This is a genomic window from Stappia sp. TSB10P1A, assembly GCF_900185725.1.
Lineage (GTDB): Bacteria > Pseudomonadota > Alphaproteobacteria > Rhizobiales > Stappiaceae > Stappia.
The window spans coordinates 225,246-250,439 of the sequence record NZ_FYAU01000014.1 but is presented as its reverse complement, the minus strand read 5'-3'; the positions used below and the strand labels follow the sequence as shown (position 1 = coordinate 250,439).

20 protein-coding genes (1 of these 20 cut by a window edge) are annotated in these 25,194 nt (G+C 69.6%); 7 read left to right on the top strand and 13 right to left on the bottom strand.

The features are described 5' to 3' along the window. Nucleotides 1-186: 186 nt before the first annotated feature. Nucleotides 187-927, top strand: a complete 741-nt coding sequence (locus tag TSB10P1A_RS04550) for a FadR/GntR family transcriptional regulator (protein ID WP_186386709.1) — start codon at nucleotides 187-189, stop codon at nucleotides 925-927. A 170-nt stretch (nucleotides 928-1,097) separates the two neighbouring features. Beyond that, nucleotides 1,098-2,918 carry an ABC-F family ATP-binding cassette domain-containing protein gene (locus TSB10P1A_RS04545; protein WP_186386708.1) on the top strand — a complete coding sequence of 607 codons (1,821 nt, stop codon included), beginning with the start codon at nucleotides 1,098-1,100 and terminating at the stop codon, nucleotides 2,916-2,918. A gap of 132 nt (nucleotides 2,919-3,050) precedes the next feature. On the opposite strand, the gene TSB10P1A_RS04540 is transcribed toward TSB10P1A_RS04545, so the two are convergent. The 8 genes from TSB10P1A_RS04540 to TSB10P1A_RS04505 form a co-directional block, all read right to left on the bottom strand. Beyond that, nucleotides 3,051-3,284, bottom strand: coding sequence for a hypothetical protein (locus TSB10P1A_RS04540; RefSeq protein WP_186386707.1), 234 nt, complete (start codon nucleotides 3,282-3,284; stop codon nucleotides 3,051-3,053). Further along, nucleotides 3,281-3,736 (bottom strand): group III truncated hemoglobin, encoded by a 456-nt coding sequence (locus tag TSB10P1A_RS04535; protein WP_186386706.1) that lies wholly within the window; start codon nucleotides 3,734-3,736, stop codon nucleotides 3,281-3,283. The genes TSB10P1A_RS04540 and TSB10P1A_RS04535 overlap by 4 nt, the downstream gene beginning before the upstream one ends. Continuing rightward, nucleotides 3,733-4,173 carry an Rrf2 family transcriptional regulator gene (locus TSB10P1A_RS04530; protein WP_186386705.1) on the bottom strand — a complete coding sequence of 147 codons (441 nt, stop codon included), beginning with the start codon at nucleotides 4,171-4,173 and terminating at the stop codon, nucleotides 3,733-3,735. Before TSB10P1A_RS04530 ends, TSB10P1A_RS04535 begins: the two co-directional genes overlap by 4 nt. 150 nt (nucleotides 4,174-4,323) lie before the next feature. Next, nucleotides 4,324-4,878: a GDYXXLXY domain-containing protein gene (locus tag TSB10P1A_RS04525; RefSeq protein WP_186386704.1), complete on the bottom strand. Its 555-nt coding sequence runs from the start codon at nucleotides 4,876-4,878 to the stop codon at nucleotides 4,324-4,326. Continuing rightward, a complete protein-coding gene (locus TSB10P1A_RS04520) occupies nucleotides 4,875-6,254 on the bottom strand; it encodes a DUF2157 domain-containing protein (protein WP_244292984.1) in 1,380 nt (459 codons plus the stop codon). Before TSB10P1A_RS04520 ends, TSB10P1A_RS04525 begins: the two co-directional genes overlap by 4 nt. 135 nt (nucleotides 6,255-6,389) lie before the next feature. Further along, nucleotides 6,390-7,886 (bottom strand): inorganic phosphate transporter, encoded by a 1,497-nt coding sequence (locus TSB10P1A_RS04515; RefSeq protein WP_186386702.1) that lies wholly within the window; start codon nucleotides 7,884-7,886, stop codon nucleotides 6,390-6,392. 96 nt (nucleotides 7,887-7,982) lie between these two features. Further along, on the bottom strand, nucleotides 7,983-8,450 hold the full coding sequence (locus tag TSB10P1A_RS04510) for an NUDIX hydrolase (protein WP_186386701.1): 468 nt from the start codon (nucleotides 8,448-8,450) through the stop codon (nucleotides 7,983-7,985). 246 nt (nucleotides 8,451-8,696) lie between these two features. Beyond that, nucleotides 8,697-10,337, bottom strand: coding sequence for a peptide chain release factor 3 (locus TSB10P1A_RS04505; protein WP_186386700.1), 1,641 nt, complete (start codon nucleotides 10,335-10,337; stop codon nucleotides 8,697-8,699). A 177-nt stretch (nucleotides 10,338-10,514) separates the two neighbouring features. Here TSB10P1A_RS04505 and TSB10P1A_RS04500 point away from each other — a divergent pair, with 177 nt between their 5' ends. Together TSB10P1A_RS04500 and TSB10P1A_RS04495 are read left to right on the top strand one after the other, a co-directional pair. Then, complete coding sequence (locus TSB10P1A_RS04500; protein WP_186386699.1) at nucleotides 10,515-11,084, top strand: DUF2585 domain-containing protein; 570 nt, start codon at nucleotides 10,515-10,517, stop codon at nucleotides 11,082-11,084. A 38-nt stretch (nucleotides 11,085-11,122) separates the two neighbouring features. Further along, nucleotides 11,123-12,112 (top strand): hypothetical protein, encoded by a 990-nt coding sequence (locus TSB10P1A_RS04495; RefSeq protein WP_186386698.1) that lies wholly within the window; start codon nucleotides 11,123-11,125, stop codon nucleotides 12,110-12,112. Here the strand turns inward: TSB10P1A_RS04495 and TSB10P1A_RS04490 are convergent. After that, nucleotides 12,039-13,871 carry a hypothetical protein gene (locus tag TSB10P1A_RS04490; protein ID WP_186386697.1) on the bottom strand — a complete coding sequence of 611 codons (1,833 nt, stop codon included), beginning with the start codon at nucleotides 13,869-13,871 and terminating at the stop codon, nucleotides 12,039-12,041. The genes TSB10P1A_RS04495 and TSB10P1A_RS04490 overlap by 74 nt on opposite strands. A 201-nt stretch (nucleotides 13,872-14,072) precedes the next feature. On the opposite strand from TSB10P1A_RS04490, the gene TSB10P1A_RS04485 reads away from it, so the two are divergent. The 3 genes from TSB10P1A_RS04485 to TSB10P1A_RS04475 all read left to right on the top strand — a co-directional run bounded on the left by TSB10P1A_RS04485 (nucleotide 14,073) and on the right by TSB10P1A_RS04475 (nucleotide 16,286). Continuing rightward, the gene (locus TSB10P1A_RS04485) at nucleotides 14,073-14,729 is read left to right on the top strand and encodes a ParA family protein (RefSeq protein ID WP_186386696.1); all 657 of its coding nucleotides are present in this window, start codon (nucleotides 14,073-14,075) and stop codon (nucleotides 14,727-14,729) included. Then, on the top strand, nucleotides 14,726-15,427 hold the full coding sequence (locus TSB10P1A_RS04480; RefSeq protein WP_186386695.1) for a DUF697 domain-containing protein: 702 nt from the start codon (nucleotides 14,726-14,728) through the stop codon (nucleotides 15,425-15,427). Before TSB10P1A_RS04485 ends, TSB10P1A_RS04480 begins: the two co-directional genes overlap by 4 nt. A gap of 193 nt (nucleotides 15,428-15,620) precedes the next feature. Continuing rightward, nucleotides 15,621-16,286 carry a YcjF family protein gene (locus tag TSB10P1A_RS04475; protein WP_186386694.1) on the top strand — a complete coding sequence of 222 codons (666 nt, stop codon included), beginning with the start codon at nucleotides 15,621-15,623 and terminating at the stop codon, nucleotides 16,284-16,286. Nucleotides 16,287-16,573: 287 nt separating this feature from the next. On the opposite strand, the gene TSB10P1A_RS04470 is transcribed toward TSB10P1A_RS04475, so the two are convergent. The 4 genes from TSB10P1A_RS04470 to TSB10P1A_RS04455 form a co-directional block, all read right to left on the bottom strand. Next, nucleotides 16,574-16,792: a hypothetical protein gene (locus TSB10P1A_RS04470; protein ID WP_186386693.1), complete on the bottom strand. Its 219-nt coding sequence runs from the start codon at nucleotides 16,790-16,792 to the stop codon at nucleotides 16,574-16,576. Continuing rightward, nucleotides 16,789-18,165 (bottom strand): ABC transporter substrate-binding protein, encoded by a 1,377-nt coding sequence (locus tag TSB10P1A_RS04465; RefSeq protein ID WP_186386692.1) that lies wholly within the window; start codon nucleotides 18,163-18,165, stop codon nucleotides 16,789-16,791. Before TSB10P1A_RS04465 ends, TSB10P1A_RS04470 begins: the two co-directional genes overlap by 4 nt. 4 nt (nucleotides 18,166-18,169) lie before the next feature. Then, nucleotides 18,170-19,036 (bottom strand): prohibitin family protein, encoded by an 867-nt coding sequence (locus tag TSB10P1A_RS04460; RefSeq protein ID WP_186386691.1) that lies wholly within the window; start codon nucleotides 19,034-19,036, stop codon nucleotides 18,170-18,172. A 144-nt stretch (nucleotides 19,037-19,180) separates the two neighbouring features. Then, nucleotides 19,181-25,194 carry the end of a non-ribosomal peptide synthetase gene (locus tag TSB10P1A_RS04455; protein WP_186386690.1) on the bottom strand. Its footprint extends 14,287 nt past the window's final position, so 6,014 of the gene's 20,301 nt are visible here — the last part of the coding sequence; its start codon lies off the right edge, out of view; the stop codon is at nucleotides 19,181-19,183.

The following is a 25,194-nucleotide window of genomic DNA, read 5'->3' as shown; positions in this document are numbered from 1 at the left end:
GAAGCTCCTGCCTCAATATCCGATCGGCGCCCCGTTCGCGAGTGCAGCCGCGCAACGGCCGGCCACAATTCCGATAAATGTGGCGTGATGACGCTGCCGCTGCGGGAGAACCGGCCGCTTTCGCTTGATTTGGCCGGTGCAATAGCGGAAGCCATAGACGGCGAAGCTCCAAGCGCGACAGGGACCATGCACAAACACAAGACCAATGTGCCGCCCGTCTCCCCGCCGATGCGCGGCAACCTGAAGTCGACCGTCGCCGAGACGATCGCGCTGCGGATCCTGGACGGCACCTATCCTCCCGGCGGAACACTGCCGACGGAGGCCGACCTCTTGGGCAGCCTCGGCGTCAGCCGCACCTGCCTGCGCGAGGCGCTGCAGATCCTGGTCGGCAAGGGGCTGATCACCTCGCGCCCGAAGCACGGCACCAGCGTCCGCCCGGAACTGGACTGGAACTATCTCGACGACCAGATGCTGGCCTGGCGGCAGAAGGTGGTGCCGCAGGGCCAGTTGCTGGCCGAACTGGTCAGCATCCGCGAGATGGTGGAGCCGGAGGCCGCCGCGCTGGCGGCGCAGAACGCCAGCGAGGAGGAGATCGCGGCGATGCGCGAGGCGCTGGACGCCATGGGCCTTGCCGACGGCAACCGCACGCCGGCGACCCAGGCCGCCGATGTCCGCTTCCACCGGCTGATGCTGACCGCCAGCGGCAATGCGCTGCTGTCGGGCCTCGGCGCCTGCATCGAGAACGCGCTGCGGGCCTCGATCCGGATCACCTCCGACCCTGGCGTCAGCGACCCGATCGCCCTCGGCCAGCATGCCAAGGTGCTGGACGCGATCGCGGCGCGCGCGCCGGAGCAGGCACGCGAGGAGATGCGCAAGCTGATGGGGATGACGCGCGCGCTGCTGACAAGGGTGAAGGCTCTGGACTGAGAGCGGCTTCCGACTGCGGCTGTGCGCATCACGCGGTCCGAAAACCGATTCCGGTTTTCCGGCCGATGCTGTAGGACGGTGCCGAGCCGCGCAGGCAACAGGCAGCGCGGCCGCAGGCTGCCGGCGCATGCCCGCGGCAAAATCGCGATACAACCCCGACCCGGACACCCATGGCCCCTCCCCTTCTCCACCTTCGCGACATCGCCCTGACCTTCGGCGGCACGCCGCTCCTGACCTCGGCCGAATTGCAGGTCGGCGAGGGCGATCGCATTGGCCTTGTCGGGCGCAACGGCTCGGGCAAGTCGACGCTGCTGAAGATCGCCGCCGGGCTGGTGGAGGCCGATCACGGCGAGCGCTTCGTGCAGCCGGGGCGGACCATCCGCTACCTGCCGCAGGAGCCGGACCTGTCCGCCTATGCCACCGTGCTCGACTATGCCAGCGGCGGGCTGGCGCCGGGCGACGACCCGTACCGGGCGCAGTATCTGCTCGACGTGCTCGGCCTGACCGGCCGGGAGGCGCCGGCGCAGCTTTCCGGCGGCGAGAAGCGGCGGGCGGCGCTCGCCCGCACGCTGGCGCCGGAGCCGGACATCCTGCTGCTCGACGAGCCGACCAACCATCTCGACCTGCCGGCCATCGAATGGCTGGAGAGCGAGCTGGCCTCGATGCGCTCGGCCATCGTGCTGATCAGCCACGACCGGCGGTTCCTTGCCGACCTCACCCGCGCCACCGTGTGGATCGACCGGGGCATCGCGCGCAGGCTCGACAAGGGCTTCGCCCATTTCGAGGCCTGGCGCGACGAGGTGTTCGAGCAGGAGGAACGCGACCAGCAGAAACTCGCGCAGAAGATCAAGCGCGAGGAGCACTGGATGACCTATGGCGTCACCGCCCGGCGCAAGCGCAACATGCGCCGGGTGCGCGAACTCGCCGACCTGCGCGCGCAGAAGAAGGACCATCGCGGACCGCAGGGCACGGTCAAGCTGACGGTCGGCGAGATGGAGGTTTCCGGCAAGCGGGTGATCGAGGCGCGCGGCATCTCCAAGGATTACGGCAGCGGGCCGGTGGTGAAGGATTTCTCCCTCCGTATCCTGCGCGGCGACCGGGTCGGCCTCGTCGGCGCCAATGGCGCCGGCAAGACGACTCTCTTGAAGCTGCTGACCGGCGAATTACAGCCCGACAGCGGCGAGGTGATCCTCGGCTCGGGGCTGACGATGGTGACGATGGACCAGTCGCGCGAGACGCTGAAGGACGAGGACACCGTCGCCGAGGTGCTGACGGGAAGCGGCGGCGATACGGTGATGCTGCCGGACGGGCCGCGCCACGTCGTCTCCTATATGAAGGACTTCCTGTTTGCGCCCGAACAGGCGCGCACGCCGGTTGCCGCCCTGTCGGGCGGCGAGCGCGGCCGGTTGATGCTGGCGCGGGCGCTGGCCCGCTCGTCGAACCTTTTGGTGCTCGACGAGCCGACCAACGATCTCGACCTGGAGACGCTGGACCTGTTGCAGGAGATGCTGTCCGACTATCCCGGCACGGTGCTGCTGGTCAGCCACGACCGCGACTTCCTCGACCGGGTGGCGACGTCGACGGTCTTTGCCGAGGGCGGCGGGCTGTGGCGCGAATATGCCGGCGGCTATTCCGACATGGTGGCGCAGCGCGGCGAAGGCGTCTCGGCGCGCAAGGGCGCGGGCGATGCGGGCAGCGCCAGGCCGGCGGCGGCGAAGGAGAAGCCCGCCGAGGAGCGGGCGAAGAAGAAGTCGCGGATGAGCTTCACCCAGCAGCACCAGCTCAAGACCCTGCCGAAGGAGATCGAGAAGCTGGGCAAGGAGATCGGCAAGCTGCAGGGCGAGCTGGAGGACCAGACCCTCTATGCCCGCGACCCGAAGCGCTTCGACGCGCTGATGGCCAAGCTCACCGAATTGCAGACCAAGCTCGCAGCCGCCGAGGACACCTGGCTGGAGCTGGAGATGCTGGCGGAGGAAGAGGCGGCGGACTGAGCCCGCCGCTTTGTCGCTACAGCAGCAGCGCGACGGCCGCCCAGATATAGAGCGGCATGGGGGCGGCGCCCCACAGCAGCAGCCAGGGCCAGAGGACCGGCCGGACGGTGTCTTGCGTGCTGATGGGCGTGCTCATGCGATGCTCTCCGCGATGTTCCACAGGGTGAGAAGGACCACCGCCGCGATGCCGATGGTGAAGCCGTATCTGGCGGCCCGGAACAGCGCCCGGCCGGTCGCGTCCAGCACCGGCACGCGCCCGGCGGCGCGGTCCTCGCGCAGGGCGACGGTGAGCGCCGCGAGATAGACGGCGAAGAACAGGACGGTGGCGACTTCCGCGCCGATGACGATGAGGCCGACGGTGCTCATGTGCGCTCTCCCTGGGCAAGGATCGGGGGCAGGCCGGAGATGGCGAATTCCAGGCTCTGCGCGATGCGGCGCGCCCGCTCCATGAAATAGGGGACGGCGTCCGGATGGGGGGCGGTGTCCTTCAGGACCTCTTCGAAATGGCCGAGCCAGATGGCGAAATGCCGGGGCTCGAGGCCCGTCAGCTTGACATGCGCGGGCACCGGACGGCCGCTGTAGCGGCCGGCATTCATCGCGACCGAGGCCCAGAAGTCCTTCATCTTCGCCAGATGCGGCTGCCAGTCGCCGGCGATCTCGGCCTCGAAGATCGGGCCGAGTTCGGGATCGCGGCGCACGCGGGCATAGAACGTGTCGACCAGCACCGAGATATAGGCGTCGTCGATGCCGAGCCGGGCGGCTGCGGCCCGGATCTCGGCCCGGCGCTCGTCGGCGCTGCGGATGCGGATCTCGCTCATGCGGCTTCTCCCACCAGAATGTCCTTCAATCCGGCATTGCCGGAAACGAGGTCGTGGATCGTGTACTCGTCGAGCACGGCGAAGAAGGCCTCGCGCGCCCGGAACAGCGCCGGCTTGAGCTGACAGGCCGGGGTGATGCGGCAGGTGCCGTTGCCGCCGGGAAAGCAGTCGACCAGCGCGATCTGCTGCTCCAGCCGGCGGACGATCGCGCCGACCTGGATGCGATCGGCGGGACGGGCCAGCCTGAGGCCTCCGCTGCGCCCGCGCACGGTCTCGACCAGCCCGGCATGGGCCAGGGCCTGGGCCACCTTCATCAGGTGGTTCTTCGAGATGCGGAAGGTCTCGGCCACATCGCCGATGGTGACGAGCTCGCCGTCCATGACGGCAAGATGCATCATCATGCGCAGGGCGTAGTCGGTCTGCAGGGTCAGGCGCATGCATCTCTCCATATGATGCATTTCATATACCTGTTTTAGCCCTGCAGTTCAACGCGCCCCGCCCCGAAAGGGACCGAGGCGGGCTGCGACAAAGCGACCGGGGAGCGGCGAACCGGGGAGCCGGGACCTGGAGCAGGCCGCCGGCCGTGGTCAGAAGGCGCTGTCCTTGAGCAGCACCTCGCCATCCGCCATCAGGCGCAGCGGCGCCGAACGGCCATCGTCGGCGACGGCCACCACCAGACGGACGCGGTCGGCCGGCATCCGCTCGATCTCGATCCCCTGCCCCTCCGGCACGAAGAAGGTTTCGAGGCCGTAGTCGACGCGCAGCGCGCCTGAGGCCGATGCGGGCACACCGGTGACGCGCCCCTTCAGGGCGATGCGGCCATCGCCGGGCGGCGCCGACAGCACGGCAACGGCGCGGGAAATTCCCTCATCGTCCGGTTCCACCACCACCCAGACCTCATCGCCGCTCGCAAGGCCCTGCGGCACGCCGGCCTCGGGCAGGACCTGGCCGATCTCGGGATTGAGGATGACATAATCGCCGCGCAGCAGGTCGCGCGGATCGATGGGGCGCAGCGCCAGGGTGACCTCGCGCCCGAACCAATGGACCTGCAGACGGTCGGCGAGCGGCAGGCCGATCAGCACCAGTTGCAGCACGGCGACAAGGCCCCAGCGGGCCCAGGGAGAGGCAAGCAGCGCGCTCATCGTCCGCCCTCCCCGGTGGCTGCGGCCCGTTTTCTGAGGCGTCGTGCGGAGATGATCGCCACCGCCACCAGCAGCAGGCCGGCGACAAAGAAGAACACCGACTGGCCGAGCAGCGAGCCGACGGTCTCGTAGAGCAGAAAGAGCAGCGCGACCGCGAGGCCGAAATTGCCGGCGAAGCTCCAGGCCGAGAGCGAAGCGGCGGAGCCGGCGGCGCTGACCGCGACCAGCGCGGCCAGGGTGAGCGCGGCGAGCAGCACCGTGTCGCCCGGCAGGAAGATCAGCACGAACGGAGACGCCGCCGCAAGCACCGCCGCCGCCGCGACCGCGCGCAGCGGCCGCGATCCGGGCGACGAGACGCCCTGCCAGGCGAGACCGGCAAGCATGACCGCGAGGGTCAGGTGCAGCGGCCAGACATGCGGGATCTCGATGGCGACCTCATCCGATGCGGTTTCGGTGAAGCCGATGACCAGCGTCAGCACGACGGTGCCGACCAGGACCAGGATGCCGAAGCCGGAGGCCGACTGGGCGAGCGCCATCAGATCCGCGCGGCGACCGGCCACCAGGTGCTCGGCCGCCCCGTGCTCGGCAGCCCCGTGCTCGGCGCCGGACAGGACATAGCCCCAGACCGCCAGCAAGGCGCCGAACGCCGTGCCCATCGGCAGGATCGAGAATTCCATGTCGCTGGAGGACAGCAGGTAATTGGTGTCGAGCCAGGCGGCGAAGAGCCAGCCATAGATGCCCGCGAACAGCAGCAGCACCGACCAGCGGCCGGCAAAGGAGGTCATGCGCGCCACATGGAGGAGACAGGCCAGCAGCAGGGCCAGGGCAATGGCGACCTGCGCCCATGTCGGACGCGGCGGGTCGCCGATCCACCACAGCCAGGCAAGGGACGCCACCGCCGCCGCCACCAGCGAGGCGCGCGAGCCGCAGAGCCAGGCAGCCGCCAGCGCGCCGCAGGCAACCAGCAGGGCGCCGCCCGGCCAGTCCGAGGGCAGATGGTAGATCTGCCCGACCAGGGCGAGACCGCTGACGAAGACGAGGGTTGCGAACATGGTCGCAAGATCGGCGACCGCGCGCAGCCCGCGCGCCGCCATCGCCGCCGCAAAGCCATGGGCGGCCAGCAGCAGCGCCGCGATGCCGACCAGCTTGACCGCGCGCGGGATCACCTCCCAGTTGGCGGCGACGAAGGCGGCGACCGCAAGCGCGAGGCAGATGGTGCCGATGCCGGCGAACAGCGCGGGAAGGCGCGACCAGCCGGACGGCGCCTCGCCGATCTCCGCCCGGATCTTCGCCAGACCCTCGGTGCCGATCCAGCCATTGGCGGCCCAGCGGGCAAGATCCGTTTCGAGCTGCTTCAGGTAGCCTGCACGGTTCATCAAGTCGTAGCCCTTCCCGTCGGGAGCAAGGATCGCGGTCGTCGGACCTTCATGAGGACGGATCGCCCCGCCCGTCAAGTCGCAACGGGCCGCGCACGCGCGCGGCAACGGCCGGCCGGCGGTCCCGTCCAGCGCTCACAAGGCCGCCGACAGGACGAACCAGACGAGGACGGCGAGCGACCCGCTGGCCGGAACCGTGACCATCCAGGCGCTGACGATGGTCAGCACATGGGCGCGGCGGACCAGCATCCGCCGGCGGATGTCGGCGGCCTCGCCCGCCTCGGGCCGGGCGAGCAGGTCGGCGGGATTGGCCGCTGCCCGTGCGCGGCGCTCCCGGTTCATGTACCATTCGCGGTAGAAGCCGACGCCGAACACCGCGCCGACCGCCGTATGGGTGGAGGAGATCGGCAGGCCGGCGGCGCTGGCGAGCAGCACCGTGGCGGCGGTTGCCAGCAGCACGCAGAAGGCGCGGATCGGGTTGAGGCGGGTGATGCGCTCGCCGACCATACGCACCAGGCGCGGCCCGAACAGCAGCAGGCCGAGCGAGATCCCGAGCGCCCCGACCACCAGCACCGGCAGCAGCAGCACGCCATCGGGCGCTCCGACCCCGTCCTCGCCGAGAGCGGAGAAGATGGCGGCCACCGGCCCGACCGCGTTGGCGACATCGTTGGCGCCGTGGGCGAAGGAGAGGATCGCCGCCGCAACCACCAGAGGCGGGCGGAAGAGATGGCGCAGCGACTGGTTCCTGTCGTCAAGCCCCCGCGCCGCCCGGATCACCGCCGGGCGCGAGATCGCATAGGCAAGCCCGGCGGCCACGGCACCAAGGCCGAGGACCGGCAGGGCGCCGGCACTGCGCAGGGCCGGCAGTCCGACCAGAATCAGATAGAGCGTGAACGTGCCGGCCATCGCCGCGAAGATCGTCGGCAGCCAGCGCCGGGCCGCCGCGAGGCGGTCGCTCCTGCGCAGGATGAAGGTCTTGATGAAGGCCAGCAGGAGCGCCGCCGCAACGCCGCCCAGCACCGGCGAGACCAGCCAGCCGGCGGCGATCGCCGTCAGCGTCAGCCCGTCGAGCGCCACGGTGCCGGCCGCAACCAGCCCGGCGCCCACCACCGCTCCGACCACTGCATGGGTGGTCGACACCGGCGCGCCGATCATGGTGGCGAGATTGATCCACAGGGCGGCGGCGACGAGCGCGGCGAGCATGGCCAGCGGAAAGTCCTGCGGCCGGGCGAACTGTTCGGCCGAGACGATGCCGGAGGAAATGGTCGAGACGACACCGGAGCCGGCCAGCAGCGCGCCGGCGCTCTCGCACAGGGCCGCCAGCACGAGGGCGCTGCCCATGGTCAACACGCGCGCGCCGACCGCCGGCCCCATGTTGTTGGCGACATCGTTGGCGCCGATGTTGAGCGCCATGTAGCCGCCAAGCACCACGGCCGCGGTCAGCAGGAACCAGTGCGAGGTCTCCGCCAGCAGCAAGGCGGCGAGACAGCCGACGAGGACGAGGAAGAGAACGCCGAAGCCGAGCGTCACATAGGAGCGCGACAGATAGCTGGTCGCTTCCTCGACATAGGTGAACTTGTCGAGGTCCTTGTCGAGGGTGGTGCGGATCCTGGCGGGGGTCCTGTCGCTCATGGCGCCATGCTGCGCCCGGCAAATGACGATTTGGCGACGTCCGCGATCAACCGTGGCAGCAAGTGCGTCCCCCGCCCCCGCAGGCGCGGACGCGCCTCACCGCAACTCCTCCAGCAGCCGGGCATTGCCAAGCAGGCGGGACAGCTCCGGCTCGTGGACATTGCGGGCGGCCTCCGCCGGATCGAACCAGCGCAGCTCGCGTTGTCCCTTTTCCGGCCAGTCCTGCGCCTCGCCGACGACAGCCAGCGGAAACACCTGCACGCGCACGCGGCGGCGCAGCCCATTGTCGAGAAGCTTGCGATAGGAATAGCTGCCGAGCGGCTCGCTGCCGACCCGGCCGGACAGGCCCGCCTCCTCCCAGGCTTCCGCGGCCGCCGTCTCGCTCAGCGAGCGGCCCTTCTGCGGCCAGCCCTTGGGCAGGACCCAACGCCCGGTGTCGCGGCTGGTGGCCAGCAGAACCTGCAGACGCCCCTCGCCATCGCGCCGCCAGGGAAGGGCCGCGACCTGCACCGCCTCCGGCTTGCCGCCGAGCCACAGGCGCAGGGTCTCGATCACGCGGGACATGCGCGCGGGCGCCTTGGATACGGTCGGAACTGCCAGGGCCATGGCAACAAGCCCCCTTCGATCACTTAGCCTTTGACGAATCGCATAGAATCAGGAAGCCGTCGAAATAACGAGGCTTCGTTTCTAGATAGGATGCATCGCTGTGCATTGCAAGAAAAAGGCGCACATATTACGCCTTTTCACTTGCCTGCGATCCCTCTGACCCGTCGTCCGCCGCGCCGCGTCCGTCCCGGTCCGCCGACCGGACTATCCTTCGGGAGTATGCACGATCTCGCGGGTTTCGCGGAACCGGATATCGGGATTCTTCTCACCGACATAATTTACCTCCCAAGAGTTCTTGAAAAGGTAAACGGGGCGGTCGTCCCGGTCTTCCGCGACGCTGGCGCGGTTGCTGTCGAGGAACTTGCGCAGCTTGAGCTCGTCGTCGCATTCGATCCAGCGCGCAGTGCTGTAGGGCGCGGCCTCGAAGCCGATTTCCGTCGCATATTCGTTGCGCAGGCGGTCGACCACCACATCGAGCTGCAGCACGCCGACGACGCCGACGATCCAGTTGGAGCCGATCTGCGGCTTGAAGATCTGCACGAGGCCTTCTTCCGCAAGGTCCATCAGCCCCTGGCGCATCTGCTTGACGCGCATCGTGTCGGCCAGGCGCACGCGCCGCAGCACTTCCGGAGCGAAGGCCGGCAGGCCGGTGACGTGGATTTCCTCGCCCTCGCTCAAGGTGTCGCCGACGCGGAGCTGGCCATGGTTGGGCACGCCGATGACGTCGCCCGGATAGGCGGTCTCGGCAAGCTCGCGCTCCTCGGCGAAGAAGAAGATCGGCGCGGAGACGGCGATGGTCTTGTTGGCGCGCACATGCTTCAGCTTCATGCCGCGCCGGAAGACGCCCGAGCACAGGCGCACGAAGGCGATGCGGTCGCGGTGCTTGGGGTCCATGTTGGCCTGCACCTTGAAGACGAAGCCGGTCACCTTCGGCTCTTCCGGGCGGATGACGCGGGTCGTCGCCGGCTGGGCATGGGGCGCCGGGCCGAAGCGGGCGATGAACTGGATGATCTCCTCGATGCCGTAGTCGCGCAGCGCCGAGCCGAAGAAGACCGGCGTCATGTGGCCTTCCAGGAAGGCCTCGCGGTCGAAGGCCGGATAGGCCTCGGAGCCGAGCTCGACATTCTCCTGAAGCTCGGCAAGCACGGTCGGGAACACCCGCTCGGTGAGTGCGGGATCGTCGAGGCCGGCGACGTCGATGATGGTGTCGAAACGGGTGCCGCGCCCTTCGGACGAGGTGAGGAAGCGCTTCGCCTGCCAGTCATAGACGCCGAAGAAGTCGGAGCCCATGCCGACCGGCCAGGTCATCGGCACCACGTCGAGGGCCAGCGCCTCCTGGATCTCGTCCAGCGCCTCCAGCGGATGGCGGCCCTCGCGGTCGATCTTGTTGACGAAGGTGATGATCGGGATGTCGCGCAGGCGGCAGACCTCGAACAGCTTGCGCGTCTGCGTCTCGATGCCCTTGGCCGCGTCGATGACCATGATCGCCGCGTCGACGGCGGTCAGCGTGCGGTAGGTGTCCTCCGAGAAGTCCTCGTGGCCCGGCGTGTCGAGCAGGTTGAAGGTGATGCCGTCGCGCTCGAAGGTCATGACCGAGGAGGAGACCGAGATGCCGCGTTCCTGCTCGATCTTCATCCAGTCGGAGCGGGCCCGGCGCCGCTCGCCGCGCGCGCGGACCTGGCCGGCGGCGCGAATGGCGCCGCCGGAGAGCAGCAGCTTTTCCGTCAGCGTCGTCTTGCCGGCGTCCGGATGCGAGATGATGGCGAAGGTCCGGCGCGACAGGTGGCTTGCCGCGTCCGGCCCCGTGTCCCGGCCGCCGTCGGCCTGGGCTTCGGTGAGGCTCATGCGCTCTCCATGGAATTTCGTGGCGCAGTGCCGGTTGCGGCCCGCTTTCGTGGGCGAAGGTCTAATCGCTTGCGCCGGCAAATTCCAGTGCCGCTTGCGCATGGCCGCGTTACCGCCCATAGCTGGCGGCTCAAGCGAAGTCCTCCCCGCAACTGCCCCAATGCAGGATACCCCTTAATGACGCTTTCGCGAAAAGGCGCCCTCCCCCTTCTCGCCGCGCTCGCGCTGATCGTGCTGACCGCCGTCATCCTGCTGGCGATGGGGCGGGTGCCGATCTGCACCTGCGGCGAGATCAAGCTGTGGACCGCCGACGTCTCCTCCGCCGACAATTCGCAGCACATCTCCGACTGGTACACGCCCTCGCACATCATCCACGGGATGCTGTTCTACGGGCTGTTCCACCTGTTGACGCCCCGGCTCTCGATGGGCTGGCGGGCGGTCGGCTCGATCTTCATCGAGGCGGCGTGGGAGATCGTCGAGAACAGCCCCTGGATCATCGACCGCTACCGGGAAGGCACGATCGCCGTCGGCTATACCGGCGACAGCGTGCTGAACTCGGTCTTCGACGTCCTGTGGATGCTGGTCGGCTTCTGGCTGGCGCTGCGGCTGCCGGTCTGGGTGACGGTGCTGCTGGCGATCGCCATGGAGCTGGTCGCCCTCGCCGTCATCCGCGACAACCTCACCCTCAACGTGCTGATGCTGGTCTGGCCGGTGGAGGCGATCCGCGAGTGGCAGCAGGCGCTCTGAGCGCCGAGACAGCAAACGAAGGCCAAGGAAAGGATCCCATGTCGTTCGTCACAGGCTTGGTGCTGGCCGCCATCGGCGGCGGTGCGGCAACCGCCATCGCCGTCCATGATTTCTTCGAGGGCGAAACGCTGGTCGCCGATCTCATCCGCGCCCGCAGGCTGGCGCGGCGCGACATCGCCGAGCTGGACCGCACGGCGCAGGCGGCCGAGGCGCGCGGCCCGGTGGTGACGCTGACGACGATCCCGAGCCGCATCGCGCATATCGGCATGACGCTGAAGAGCCTGCTCGACCAGTCGCTGCCGCCGGCGGAAATCCGCCTCAACGTGCCGCATCACTCGCGCCGGGAGAACTGCGGCTACGAGATCCCCGACTGGCTGTCGGGGCTCGCTACCGTCACCATCGTGCGCTGCGAGGATTTCGGCCCGGCGACGAAGCTGTTTCCCAGCCTCACCGCCCTTGATGCGAATGCCGCCATCGTGGTGGTGGACGACGACCGGATCTATCCGCCCGACTTCCTGAAGGTGCTGGCGCGCGAGGCCGAGGCCGATCCGGACGCCGCCCTCGGCCTGTCGGGCTGGGTGGTGCCGGGCGACTTCACCGACCGGCCGACGACGGTGCGCACCAATCTCTACATGCTGCCGCCGGCGCCGGTCCGCGCCCGCCGGCTGCGCCAGCGCTACGAGATCGACATCCTGCAAGGGTTTTCCGGCTATCTGGTGCGGCCGCGCTTCTTCCCCGACATGGAGGGGATGCTGACCCATCGCGGCGCCCCGCCGGCGGCGTTCTATGTCGACGACGTGTGGATTTCCGGACATTGCGCGGCGCGCAAATATGTGGTGCCGGCGGCGCGGGCGGGGTTCCAGCTCTTCACCCGCCAGTCGTTCTACCGCGCCAACAGCCTGGGTAAGGTCAATCGCGGCGAAGGCACGCCGGAGAGCCGCAACAACACCATTGTCATCCGTCACATGGCGGATCGCTGGACGGTGGGCGGCCATCGACTGGCCGCAGGCGGCGACACGCCGCGCTGACGGCGGCCGCGATCTCGCCGGCAAGCTCCGGCGCACCGGACAGGAAGCGCTTGGCCGCCGGATCGAGCGCGCTCAGCCGGCGGCCGATCCATGGCAGACCGGAGACGAAGCCGACCCGCGTGCGGACATCGAAGGCGACGACATCGTCGTGGAGGGCGATGTGGTGGGGCGAAGCCAGCGCCGCGAGCCGCGCCAGCGGATGGTCGCTCGCGGCCGGTTCCTCGCGGTAGCCGTCCGCATCGAGACGGGTGATGCGGCGGAGCTCGGCGCCCTGTCCGTAATAGGCAAGGTTCTTCTGCATGACGCGCAAAAGGCCCGTCTCATCGCGCAGGATGCTGCCGGCGCCGCGGCCGAAGCCATGGGCCCCCTCGGCGAAGAGGTGCTCGACATTGACCGGGTGCGGTTCGAAGGCGCCGGTCAGCAGATCCTCGCTGCGATACAGCGCCAGCGTGCGCGCGCCGCCCTGCCCCGGCGGTCTTTCGCAGGTGAGCAGCCACCAGGCGCCATCATGACGGAACAGCGCACTGTCGACGGCATCCACGCGCTCGAAGATCCGCCGGACGCGCCGCCAGCGGTCGGGGAAGCGCTCGCAAACGTAGAGGTCGAGCGCCTCCAGCGCGCAGGTCTCGGGCAGCATGTAGAGCGCGCCGTCCGCCTCGAACAGGAAGGGATAGGAGGCGTGCTCGCGCAGCGGCAGGACGGGGATGAGAGGACCGGGGCGCAGGTCCTCGCCAAGCTCCATGGCAACGAGGCGGCCGAGCTGCTCGCGATAGCGGAATTCCTCGACGAAGAGCCAGAGGCGGCCGTCGCGGCGCCAGAGGAACGGGTCGGCGTAATAGCTGAGCGCCGGGCACGGCACCGGCGTCGGTACGGCATCGCCCGCCCGCATCACATAGGTGCGGAAATTCTCCTTGGGCCAGCGATGCAGGCCGAGGATGCGGCGGCGGTAGAAATCCTGCCAGCGCAGGTTCGCCCGGTCGCCGGCCTTATAGAGCCGGTACCACAGGCGGGCGAGCGGATCGCTCCAGCGCGGGCGGGCCGGGTTCAGCTTGTTGCGCGAGCTCATCCAGCGCACCGGACGGGGCGAGCTGATGTCGATGTCGCCCTCGCTCAAGACCAGGCGGCCGGCGGCCTCGGCCTGGAACAGCAGGATCGACAGGATCGCCTGGTCGGCATTGTGGCTGTTGTCGCGGGCCGCCGGAATGAAGACCTTTGGGTCGAGCGCCAGCTCCGCCCAGTCGATGAGAAGGTCGCGAGCCGTGGGCTGTTCCAGATCGAAGCCGACCACCCCGCCGACCCGGATGCGGCGGTCGAGAAAGGCCGGATCGACGCCGAGCCGCTCGCGGATCGACACCGCGCAGCGCTGCGCCAGGTTGGACTGGCCCGACAGGGTGTAGACGCCGTGGCGGGCAAGCTCGGCCAGCGGTTCGGCGAGCGTGTCGTGAAACAGCGTCGCGCTGTCGAACCAGAAGATCCGGCCGCCGAACCGCTCCGCCGCATCGGCGATCACCAGCGGCTTCCAGGCATAAGTTCCGGTCGCCGGCGCCACATGGGCGGGATAGGGCACCAGGCTGAAGGGCAGGAATTCCGCGAAGGGAAAGCGCGCGGCAAGGCGCGCCCGCTCGCCGGGCTCCAGGCCGAGATCGTAGACGGCGATGCGCGCGTCGGTGTGGAGCCCGCGCGCCTGCACGCTGCCCAGATATTGCGCCAGCGTCGGAGCGAAAGCGGCATCGGCGGCGGTAACGAGGGTGAGCGACATGAAAGGCCCCGGGCAAGCGCGGCGGGCGGCGGACGCCGCCCCGGCTGGTCCGTTCATGTCCGAGAAGCAGGGCAAGCGCAAGCGCGCAGGCCGCGCGCCCGCGTTTGCCTGCGATTGCCTGCGGGACAGGCATCCCGCCGCGCCGAACTGCGCTATAGTTAACGCAACGCAAACGGGGAATCAGCGGGGGCCGGATCGGCAATGAGCGCGCAGGTCATTACCGTCGCGTCGCTGAAAGGCGGCAGCGGCAAGTCGACTTTGGCCAGTTGCCTTGCCGTCCACTGGCGGGCACGCGGCTGGAAGGTTCTGCTGATCGACGCAGATCCCCAGCATTCGGTGCTGCGGCTGGCGGGGCGCGAGCAGGCGCTCGGCGGCCTGCCGGTGATCGGGCGCGCCGACCGGGACGTGTGGAAGGCGGTCAAGGAGCAGGCCCGCGACCACGACATCATCCTTGTCGACACGCCGGGCTTCGACAGCGAGATCACCGCGGCGGGCCTTGCGGTCGCCGATCTGGTGCTGATCCCGGTCAAGCCCTCGCCGCTCGATGTCGACCGGATGACCGATACGGTCGGCCTGCTGATGGCCGGCGTCCAGGGCTGGGCGCCGACCTTCCGCTGCGTGCTGACGCAGACGACGCGCGGCAGCGTGATCGCCCGCCACATCCGCGCCGAGCTGGAAGAGGCCGGTTTTCCGCTGCTGCGCCAGGAGCTGCAGAACCGGGTTTCCTATGCCGAGGCCGCACTCTATGGCGCAACGCCGACGCTGATCCAGCCCGAGGGGGCGGCGGCACAGGACGTGCGCGAGCTTGCCGACGAGGTCGAGGCCCTGCTGGCGACGCGAAAGGCGCGCAGCGCATGAGCCGCAAACTCCCCAGGACGCTGCAGCGGACCATCCACGACATCCGCCGGGAGATCAATGCGGCCGACGCCGAGGAAGCAACCGGGCAGGCAGCCGAGCCGGCAACCGGGGGGCAGGCAACCGGGCAGAATGCCGATCCGGCACTCGATGCAGCGTCCGACGCGGCCCGGCCCGATGCCGGCGGCCCGGCGACGGCGGAAACGCCCCGGCAGGCAGAGCCCGCCGGCACCGCACAATCGGCAGTCCGGCCCGAGGACGCCCCAATTCCCCCCACCCGGGCCCTCAGCACCCGGCCGCCCGCCGGACGGGACCTGCAGCGGATCCGGGCACGGCTGATCATCGAGCGGCATTCAACGCTGGCGGGACTTGCCGGCTTCGTGCCGCTGCCCTGGGTCGACCTTGCCGCCGTCGCCGCCCTCGTCGCGAGGATGCTGCGGGAGCTGTCGCGCTGCTACAGGGTGCCGCTCGACCGGGACCGCAGCGCCCGGATCACCGCGTCGCTGCTCGCCGGCGTCGGTGCGCCCGGCATCGCCAGCTTCACCACCACCAGCCTGCTGCGCATGGCGCCAGGCCCCAATCTGGTCGGCATGACGGTCACCGCCGCCTCCGCCGTCGCGCTGACCCGGGTGATCGGCGACGTGTTCCTCGAGAAGCTGGAGCGGGGCGAGCCGGCGGACGGCGGCGACCACCGGGCCTGAGCGGCCCGCGCGCTTCCCTTGCCCGGCCGGAGAGATCGCCGAAGCGCTCGTCGTCGCTGTGCCAGCCTTTCCTTTTTTCGTTCGACAGAGTACCGTTTCATCGGACTTTCGCAGAGAGCGTTCAGCCTGCATCTGGCGGCAACATTCGAACCTTCGCGCGTCAGGCGCCTTCGGACACATCAGGAGACTTTGGATGGCCAGCAAGACCCCCGCCGGGAAGACCGCCGCCGAGAACGAGAGCGACGTCGACAGCAGCATCGAGGCCGCTGCAGCCGAGACGGCAGCCGAGGACATCGCGGCGGACGAAGCGCCGGCGGCCGCGGCCCTTTCCGACGACGACATCACCCGTCACCTGACGGCCGAGAACCTCACCAAGGACTATGTGATCGCCTCCGTCGCGGTCAGCATCGTGCCGGTGGCGATCTTCGACATCGCCGCCGTGGTGGCCATCCAGCTCCGGATGATCCAGAAGCTCTCCCAGCTTTACGACAAGCCGTTCTCCGACAAGCTCGGCCGCAAGGTGGTCTACGCGCTGGCGGGCGGCGTGCTCGGCTATGGCGCCGGCTATGCGGTTGCCGCGAGCGCCACGAAGCTCATTCCCGGCATCGGCTGGATGGTCGGCATGGTGTCGCTGCCCGTGGTGGCCGGCGCCTCGACCTATGCGGTCGGCCGTTCGATCGCCCGGCACTATGAGGATGGCGGCTCGCTGCTCGACTTCGACGCCAGCAAGATGCGCGCCTTCTACAAGGAGCAGTTCGAGAAGGGCAAGGACGTGGCCAAGCGGGCGCGCGACCGGGTGCGCAGCGGCGCCGAAGAGGTTGCCGAGACGGTGGAAGAGGCCACCGCCAAGGCGTCCTGAACGTCCTGAGATCGAAGCCCCGCCCCAGGCGGGGCAGGCAGGTCCGTCCGATATATCGCCGCGACGCTCGAAAGAGCGTTCGCGGCGACTTTGTCTTGACTCTGGGGCGACGCTCGAAAGAGCGTTCGCGGCGATGTCGTTCAGGCTGGCAGCGTTCCCGACCGGTCGGTGTCGGGATCTTTGCTCAGAGGGACGGGGCGCTCAGAGGGACGGGGCGGCGGGCCGCGCGGGCGCGGGATCACGCGCGGCCGAAAACAGGATTATGCGCGAACCTGATCGCGGCGCGATCACAGCCGGCCGGGCCGGCGGCGTTCCTCGCGCCGGCGCCCCGAAGCCGCCCAGCGGTCGGAGGCCAGCAGCACGATGATCCCCACCACCGGGCTGAACAGGAACGAAACCAGGAAATTGCCGACGAAGCCGAAGCGGGTGTCCCGCCCGAGCATGCCGATGATCCAACTGGCGATGACCCAGATGAACAGAACCCAAGGATTGACGAAGATCGTCATGGCACGGCGCGCTCCCTGTTGGCGGCGGGATCGGGCACGAGCGTTCCCCCCTCATCGCCTTTCACAAGTTCCTGGGACGACCACTCCAGCGGCTTGCGATAGCCGGCAACGGTCCGGAACCGGGTGCCGTCGTGGCGCACGATGAAAACCTCGGTGTCGGTGATCAGTCCACTCGTATCGAACACGATCTTACCCGTAACGCCCTCGAACGGCACCCCGTAACGGGCGACTTTCAACGCATCGGACACCTGCCTTGGATCGAGAGTGCCCGTCCGCTCGCTCACGTCGCGCAGCAGCATCACCGCATCGTAGCCGAGCGCGGCGCTGAGATCCGGCGGCTCGTCATAGGTCAGCATGTATTCGTTGACAAAGGCCGTGGAGAGGTCGTCGGCACTCTGGCTGTCGAAAATCGACACGCCGACCACATCCTTCATGTTCGCATGACCGACATGCGCCTCGATCATGTTGGAAAACATGTATTCCAGCCCCAGGACCGGCTTGTTGATGCCCAGTTCCCGCGCCCGCTTGATGAAATCGGCGGTATCCAGGGACATCGCGGAGGCAACGAAGAAGGCGTCGTAATCGGCGGCGCCGAACAGCTTGTTGTCCAGGATGAACATAAGCAGTTGGTCGACCGACCGGTTGTGCCCCGGCAGGAAGCCCCGGAACACCAGATCCCCGCCCTGCAGGGCGGTGACCGCGCTGAAGAAGTCGCCGGCCTCCTTGCCGTAGTCGCTCTTGTCGGTGAGCACGACGAAGCGTTGCAGCCCGGCGCCGAGCGCATAGCGCGCCACCATCTCGGTGTTGTCCCGATTGTCCGGCTGCAGCGCGAACAGCAGGGAAAAGCCGTGATTCGTCAGCGCCGATGCCGTCGCATGGGTGGCGACATAGAGAACGTCGTTGCGGTTGTAGATCGCGCTCGCGGTGATCGCCGTATCGGACCACTCATGCCCGATGACGGCAAAAAGGCCCCTCTCCTTCACCACCTTGCTGGCAAGGCGCATGGTTCTGACCACCGTCGCCTCGAAGCCGCCTTCGCCGAACGAGACCTCTTCCTGGAACAGCAGCAGTTCCAGATCCTTGCCGAGAATGCCGCCCAGCGCGTTGACATGGGTCGCCGCGAGCCGGGCGCCGTTGGTGAAGCTGTTGATCTGGCTCTCGTCCGCGTAGACCAGCGCGATCTTCGCGGTGTCCGAACTGTCGCCGAAAATGATCTCGTGATAGGCGGCCATCCGCTCAGCCAGGGAGATCCCGCTGACCGCGACGATCACGGCGACGAGACCCAGCCATGCGGCAATCACGCCCGCAGCGACAGCCAGCCAGCCAGGCCGGCGCACCGGACCGATCTTCCTCGCGACGGGCGGCCTCGCCATCGCTCTACCTGTCGCCGCCGAGAATCAGCGGCAGGCCGTCCTTGCCCGCGCCGATCACGACCGTCTTCGCATTGGGCGAGGAGGCGAGGTCCCTGGTCGCCTGCACGCCCTGCCAGCGCAGCAGGTCCTCCGTCAGGCTCTGCTTGACCACGTCCTGGTAGCGGCGGATGCCTTCCGCCTCGATGGCCTTGCGCTCCGCCTCCTGCTTCTCGATGCCGATGCGGTATTGATAGGCCTTCTCCTCCTCCAGAAGCGTCAGCTTGCGCTCGACGGCGAGGCGGATGGCCGGCGGCAGCTCGACATTGCGCACCAAGACGTCGTCGACGACCACATAGCGATCCTCGACATTGGTCAGGCTGTTGACGACGATCGATTCAAGGAACCCGCGCCGGCTGGTATAGACCTCTTCCGGCGCATACTGGCCGACGGCCCGGCGCAGCACCGCCTCGGTCTCCGGGAACACCACCTTGTCGAGATATTCCGGCCCGACCGTGACATGCAGCAGCGGCAGCAGCCGCAGGTCCGGCTTGTAGCGGATGGCGATCTCCAGGCTGACCGGCAAGCCGCCTTGGGTCAGCAGGTGGTACTGGCGCTGTTCGGTCTGCAGGCGGACGTTGTAGACATACATCCGGTTCCAGGGCCACATGATGTGGAGGCCCTCGCCATAGATGTTGCTCATCTCCGTGCCGGAAACCCAGCGGTAGAGAACGCCGGCCTCGCCGGAATGAATGGTGACGACCACCCTGTTCCAGAGCGTTACCAGCCCGACGCCAAACAACAGCAAGACCAGCAAAGTATAGATCTGGACCCGTCGCTGGCGCTCGCTGCGAAGAAACTCTTCATAGTCTTCGAACTCATCGTCCAGCGCCATTCGGCCGACTCGCCATTTTTTACGGTGAACAGTGCGGCAGTATAGGGCGAGCCCCGCCGCGGTTCCAGCCTGCTATAAGCCGGTCTCTCGCGCCCGATTGCAAGCGCGAGCGGCCGTCCGCCCACATCCGTTTCTCCAGCCCGGTCAATCGCATGGCGGCAGCTCCGCCAGCGCCTGCGTCAACTGCCCGACCCAGCCGCCAAGATGCGGCGGGTGCAGGCAGGTGAAGTGATCGCCGTCGGCCTCGATCAGCGCGATCTTTCCCGCGGCGAGCCCCTGCCAGTCCGGCGCGCCGAGCCGGTCGAGCCCCTGCCGGGTCCTGACCAGCGTCAGCGGGACGTCCAGCGGAGCCGGTTCATAGGCCGCAAGGGCGGCGCGGTTGGCGACGAAGACCGCGAACAGCCGGCGCAGGTCGTCCGCCGTCATGCCGGGATGGCTGCGGGCGAAGGCGGGCGTGGCGAGAAGCTGCTCGGCGATGTCGGCGCCGGCGGCCAGGTCCACCGCCTCGCCGCCCAGGAGGTCGCGGGCGAAGGCCATCGCCTCGGCGGTCTCCGTGCGGCCGGCGGCCACGCTCCCCTCATCAGGCTCGATGCGCCTCACCTCGCCCGGCGTGTAGCTGTCCAAGAGGGCGAGGAGGTCGACCCGTTCGCCGGCGGCGATCAGGTGCCGGGCCATCTCGAAGGCGAGGACCCCGCCCATCGACCAGCCGGCCAGCCGATACGGCCCCTTGGGCTGGACGGTCCGCAGCAGGCCGGCATAGCGCGCCGCAAGGGCCGGGAGATCGGGCGGCGCGACGCTCTCGCCCGGCAGCAGCCCGCTGGCGCGCAAGGCATGGACGGACCAGTCCGGCCCCAGCGCGGCGGCAAGGTCGCCATAGCAGGAGATCGTGCCGGCGACCGGATGCAGCAGAAACAGCGTCGGCGCCGTCACCGCATCCGGGGCCCGGCGCAGCGGCACGAGAAGCGAGGGAGCAGTGGGGCCGCCGGCACCGGCCGGAGGGCCGGAGGGCAGACGCTCGCGCAGGAGCCGGGCCTGGGCGGCGATGGTCGGCGCGGCGGCCAGATCGGCCACCGACAGCGCGAGGCCGAAGGCGCGTTCGATCCCGGCGAGCAGCCGCACGGCGGCGAGGCTGTCGCCGCCGCTTTCGGCAAAGCCGTCGTGAAGACGCGGCCTGCCGCCGCCCTGCCCCAGCGCCTGCGACCAGACCTCCAGCACGCGCGCTTCGGTCTCGTCCTGCGGTGCCTCGTCCGCCGCCTCGCCCGCCTCCTCGAGCGGCTTCGGCGCGCCGGCAATGCGCCGCAGCGCCTGCCGGTCGACCTTGCCGCCAGGGCCGACAGGGAGCGCGTCGATCCGGTGGATCGTCGCGGGAAGCATATGCGCCGGCAACCGCCCGGCGAGGCGCGCCTTCAGCCCCGTCTCGTGGAACCCGGCGGCGTCGGCGACGACGAATGCCGACAGGGCCGCGCCGCCGTCGCGGCCGACCGTCGCCAGCACCGCCGTCTCGCCAAGCCCCTCCGCCGCCAGCGCCGCCTCGACCTCGCCCGGCTCGACGCGGAAGCCGCGGATCTTCACCTGGTCATCAAGGCGGCCGTGAAACGCCACGACGCCGCCGCTGTTGGGCAGGAAGGCGGCCAGATCGCCGGTGCGGTAGAGCCGGATCGGTGGCTCGCCGGGATCGATCGTCCGCAGGACGAAGCGCTCCTGCGTCAGATCCGGGCGGCCGTGATAGCCGAGCGCCAGGCGCGGCCCGCCGATATGCAACTCTCCGACGGCCCCGTCGGGAAGCGGATTGCCGTCGCGGTCGAGAATGTAGATGCGGGTGCCGGGCAGCGGCCGGCCGATGGGCACCGGGCCGGCGCGGTCGCCGGGCACCACCTCATGCACCAGGGCGGTGATGGTCGCCTCGGTCGGCCCATAGGCGTTGAGCAGGCGTGCCGACGCCAGACCGCTGGCCGCCCATAGGGCCACCACATCCGGCCCCAGCGCCTCGCCGCCGCAGATCAGCAGGCGCAGGGAGAGTTTCGACAGGTCGAAAGCGCCGGCCGTCCAGGCTTGCAGGAGTTCGCGGAGATAGACCGGCGGCAGGTCGGCGACGGTGATGCGCTCGCGCTGCAGCAGAGCCAGGAACTCGGAGGGCGCGCGCACCGCCGCGCCGCCGAGCACCAGGCGGGCACCGCTCGCCAGCGTCGGCAGGATCTGCTCCAGCGCGGTGTCGACGCCGGGCGAGGCGAATTGCAGCACGGCATCCCGCTCGCCGAGGCCATAGCGGTCGATGACCGCCCGGCAGTGGCCGGCCAGCGCGCCGTGGGAGACCACCACGCCCTTCGGCGCGCCGGTCGAGCCGGAGGTGTAGACGATATAGGCGGGGTCCTCCGGCCGCAGGGCGACGGGACGCCGGCGGGCAAGCTGCTGGCGCAGACCCCAGCCGTCGCGGTCGAGCCGGACGACGCGGACGCCGGTGCCGGCAAGCTTGCGCCCCCGCGCAACCAGCCGTCCCGGCGCCAGCACGAGCGCGGCCCCGGCATCGGCCAGGACAAGGGACAGGCGCTCGTCCGGATGGTCGGGATCGAGCGGCACCCAGACCGCGCCGGAGGCCAGCACGGCGATGAGGCCGGCGATGCCGTCCGCCTCCCGCCCCGACAGCACGGCGACCCGGTCTCCCTGCCGGATGCCGCAGGCCGACAGCGTCAGGCACAGCCGCTCGACCTGCCGCAGCAGTTGTCGGGCCGAGAGGGTGTCCTCCGGCCCGGTCAGGACGCCGGCAGCGGGGAGCTGCCGCAGGCGGGCCTCGATCCACTCATGGACCAGACCCGAAACCGGCGGGGCATCCGTTGCCGCGCTCCAACTGTAGAGGGCGCGCTCGCGCTCGGCGCGGGTCAGCATGGCAAGCTCGGCGACGGGCGTTTCAAGATCGTCCAGCATCGCGCCGGCCAGCATCTCGTAGTGCCCGAGCATCCGCTCGATGCGGGAGGCGCCGAAGCGGCTGCCGTCGAAGGTCGCGACCAGCAGCAGCCCGTCGCCGCCCTCGTAGAGTTCGAGGCCGAAAGGCGTGTCGCCCGGCTGGCGGATCTGCCGGAGATGTTCGGCCCGCCCCTGCTCCGGCGGCAGGTCGACGCCGGCGCCCTGCGGGAAGTTCTGATAGGCGTAGCTCACCTGCCAGGGCGCCATCCCGTCCGCCCGGCCGCCCAGCTCCCGCGCGACGACCGCGAAGGGCACATCCGACCGCGCCAGCCCCTCGGACAGCGCCCGCTGCACCGTCTCCAGCAAGGCGGCGGCCGGCAGATCGCCATCCACGGCGATCCGCAGGGCCATCATGTTGGCGCAATAGCCGACGGTTTCCTCGAAGCGCCGCTGCGGCCGGCGCAGGGTCGGCACGCCGATGACGAGGTCGTCCTGGCCGGTATGGCGATAGAGCAGCGCCGAGAGAACCGCGAGATGGAAGGCGGCGGGGCTGATGCCCTGGCCCTGCAACACCTCCCTTGCGCGGGCGACGAGCGGCTTCGGCAAGCGATGCTCGGCCGCGCCGTCACGCCGGCCGGTCTCGGCGGCGAGCGTCTCCCGGTCGGCCGGCAGATCGAGGGCGGGAAGCTCGCCGGACAGCCGCTCGCGCCAGTAGCGCCGCTGCGCCGCCCCTTCGGGCGAGGCGAGCAGGTCCCGCTCCCAGGCGACGAAGTCGGCATAGTCGGCCCGGTTCGCGGCCCGCGCCCGCTCGGGCGCCCGTCCCGAGGCAAAAGCCGCATAGGCCTGCCAAAACTGGCGGGCGACGACGGCGGCGGCGGCGCCGTCGATGGCGATGTGATGGAAGGTGACAAGGAGAAGCCCCTCGCCCGGCCCCAGCGTGCCGCCGCGCAGCAGCTCGAAGCGGATCGGCGCCTCCACGGCAAGATCGAAGGGACGGGCCAGCCGCCGGCGGGCGAACTCGGCCGGCTCGATCTCCTTGGGAACCGAGAGGCTCGCAAGGCGCGGGGGATCGCCGGCCTCCAGCCTCTCGCCTTGGCCGGCGACCCGCGCGGCGAGCACGGGAAAGCTCTCGCAGAGCCAGGCGCAGGCCCGCGCCAGGCTGTCCTCGTCGATGCCGCCGACGCGGAAGGCCAGCGGCACGTTGTAGTCCGTCAGATCGGGATAGAGCGTCTGGAGCGCCCACAGGCCCTTCTGCCCCTCGCTCAGCGGCGAGCGCCAGGGTCCGTCCGTCACCGAGGAAACAACCTCGGGCAGCGCATCCGGCTCATTTGCCGCGATGCGGGCGGCAAGATCCGCAAGGGTCGGATGGCGTTCGAGATCGGCATGGGCGAGCGCCACCCCGTGAGCCTCCTCGACCGTATAGACCAGCCGCATCCAGCCCATGGAATCGAGCGCAAGGTCCCGCAGGGGCACGTCGAGGGGGACCTGAGACGGCGACACGCCCCGGATGGCGGCGACCGTCTGCCGGAGCGTGTCGAGCGGCCCGGCCCCGTCCGCGTGGTCCGTGGCCTCCGCCGTCGGCGGTGGGGTATCGGGTAGCCGGCCGATCCAGTGCCGCTCGCGGGCGAAGGGATAGCCGGGCAGCACCAGCAGGCCGCGCCGGTCGCCGTCCTCGTTCGTCTGTGGCAGCAGCGCTGCCGACGGATCGTTTGCGGCCGCATCGAGTTTGTCGGCCAGTTCTTCCACCGAGGAGGCCGTGACCTCGACACCGCAGGCCATCGCCTCGCGGCCGAAGCGCAAGGTGCGCGACAGGCGGTCCAGCGAGAGGCCGGGCGTCGCCCGCACAAAGGCAGCGAGTTGCCGCAGCATCACCGTGAGCTGGTCCGGCGTACGCGCGGAGACCGGGAAGCGGAACGGGCCGGCGGGCTCGTCGGTGCTGGCGGGGGGGGCCGCTCGGGGCGCCTCCTCCAGCACCAGATGCACGTTGGAGCCGCCCGCCCCGAAGGAACTGACGCTCGCCCGCAAGGGCTGCGCCTCACCGTCGACGAGGCGCGGGAGCCATGGCTCGGCGCGAAGCTGCGGCACGAAGGGCGTTGCGGCGAAGGGCGAACCGGCGGCCTCAAGGCTCGGCAGGCCGGGCGACGGGACAAGACGGCGGTGCTGGAACTGCAGCAGGACCCGGGTGAGCTGGGCCATGCCGGAGGCGGCCTCCGCATGGCCGAGATTGGCCTTCACCGAGCCGAGCGGGATGCCTTGCGCCCCCGCGAAGACGCGGCCCAGCGCCCTGAGCTCGATGGCATCGCCGATGGCGGAGCCGTTGGCGGCCGCCTCGACATAGCCGATGGAGCGCGGATCGATGCCCGCCGCATCCATGTTTTCCGCAAGCAGGCGGGCCTGCGCATCGACATTGGGCACCGCATAGCCGGCGGAGTGGCCGGCATGGTTGGCCATGCTGGCGCGGATCACCGCAAGCACCGCATCGCCATCGGCGAGCGCATCGGCCAGCGGCTTCAACAGCACCGCGCCGACGCCCTCGGAGGGAAGGTAACCGTCGCCGCCGGCAAAGCTGCGGCTGCCGGCATGGCTACCGACAAGGCCGGCCTGGCTGAGGCCGACATATTTTTCCGGCAGCAGCGACAGGTTGACGCCGCCGGCAATCGCCAGCCGGCATTCCCCGGCCTTGAGGCTCTGGCAGGCCTGATGCACGGCCTGAAGGCCGGAGGAGCACATGCTGTCGACGGCAACGCTCGGCCCCTGCAGATCGAAGACAAACGAGGTGCGGTTGGCAATCGCCGAATAGGACGAGAGCAGCAGCAGCGCCCGGCTTTCCGCGTCCATCTCCAGCGCCTTGTAGTGCTGGTACATGGCACCGACAAAGACGCCGACGCGGTTGCCGTAACGCTTGCCGAGCCAAGCGCGCGTGTGGCCGGCGCGCTCCAGCAGATGCCAGGCCGTCTCCAGGAACAGCCGCTCCTGCGGGTCGGCGAGCGCCGCCTCGCGTGGGCTGTAGCCGAAGAAACCGGCATCGAAGCGGTCGACATCGTCGATGAAGCCGCCCCAGCGGCAATGGCTGGCAAGCGGCTGGCCCTTGCGCGGCGACCAGGTCTCCTCGACATCCCAGCGCGCGGCCGGCACCTCGCGGACGCAGTCGCGCCCCTCTTCCAGCGCCTGCCAGAACTCTTCCACCGTTTGCGCGCCGGGGAAGCGTCCGGCAACGGCAATGACGGCGATGCTATCGATGTTCGCGACAGGCATCG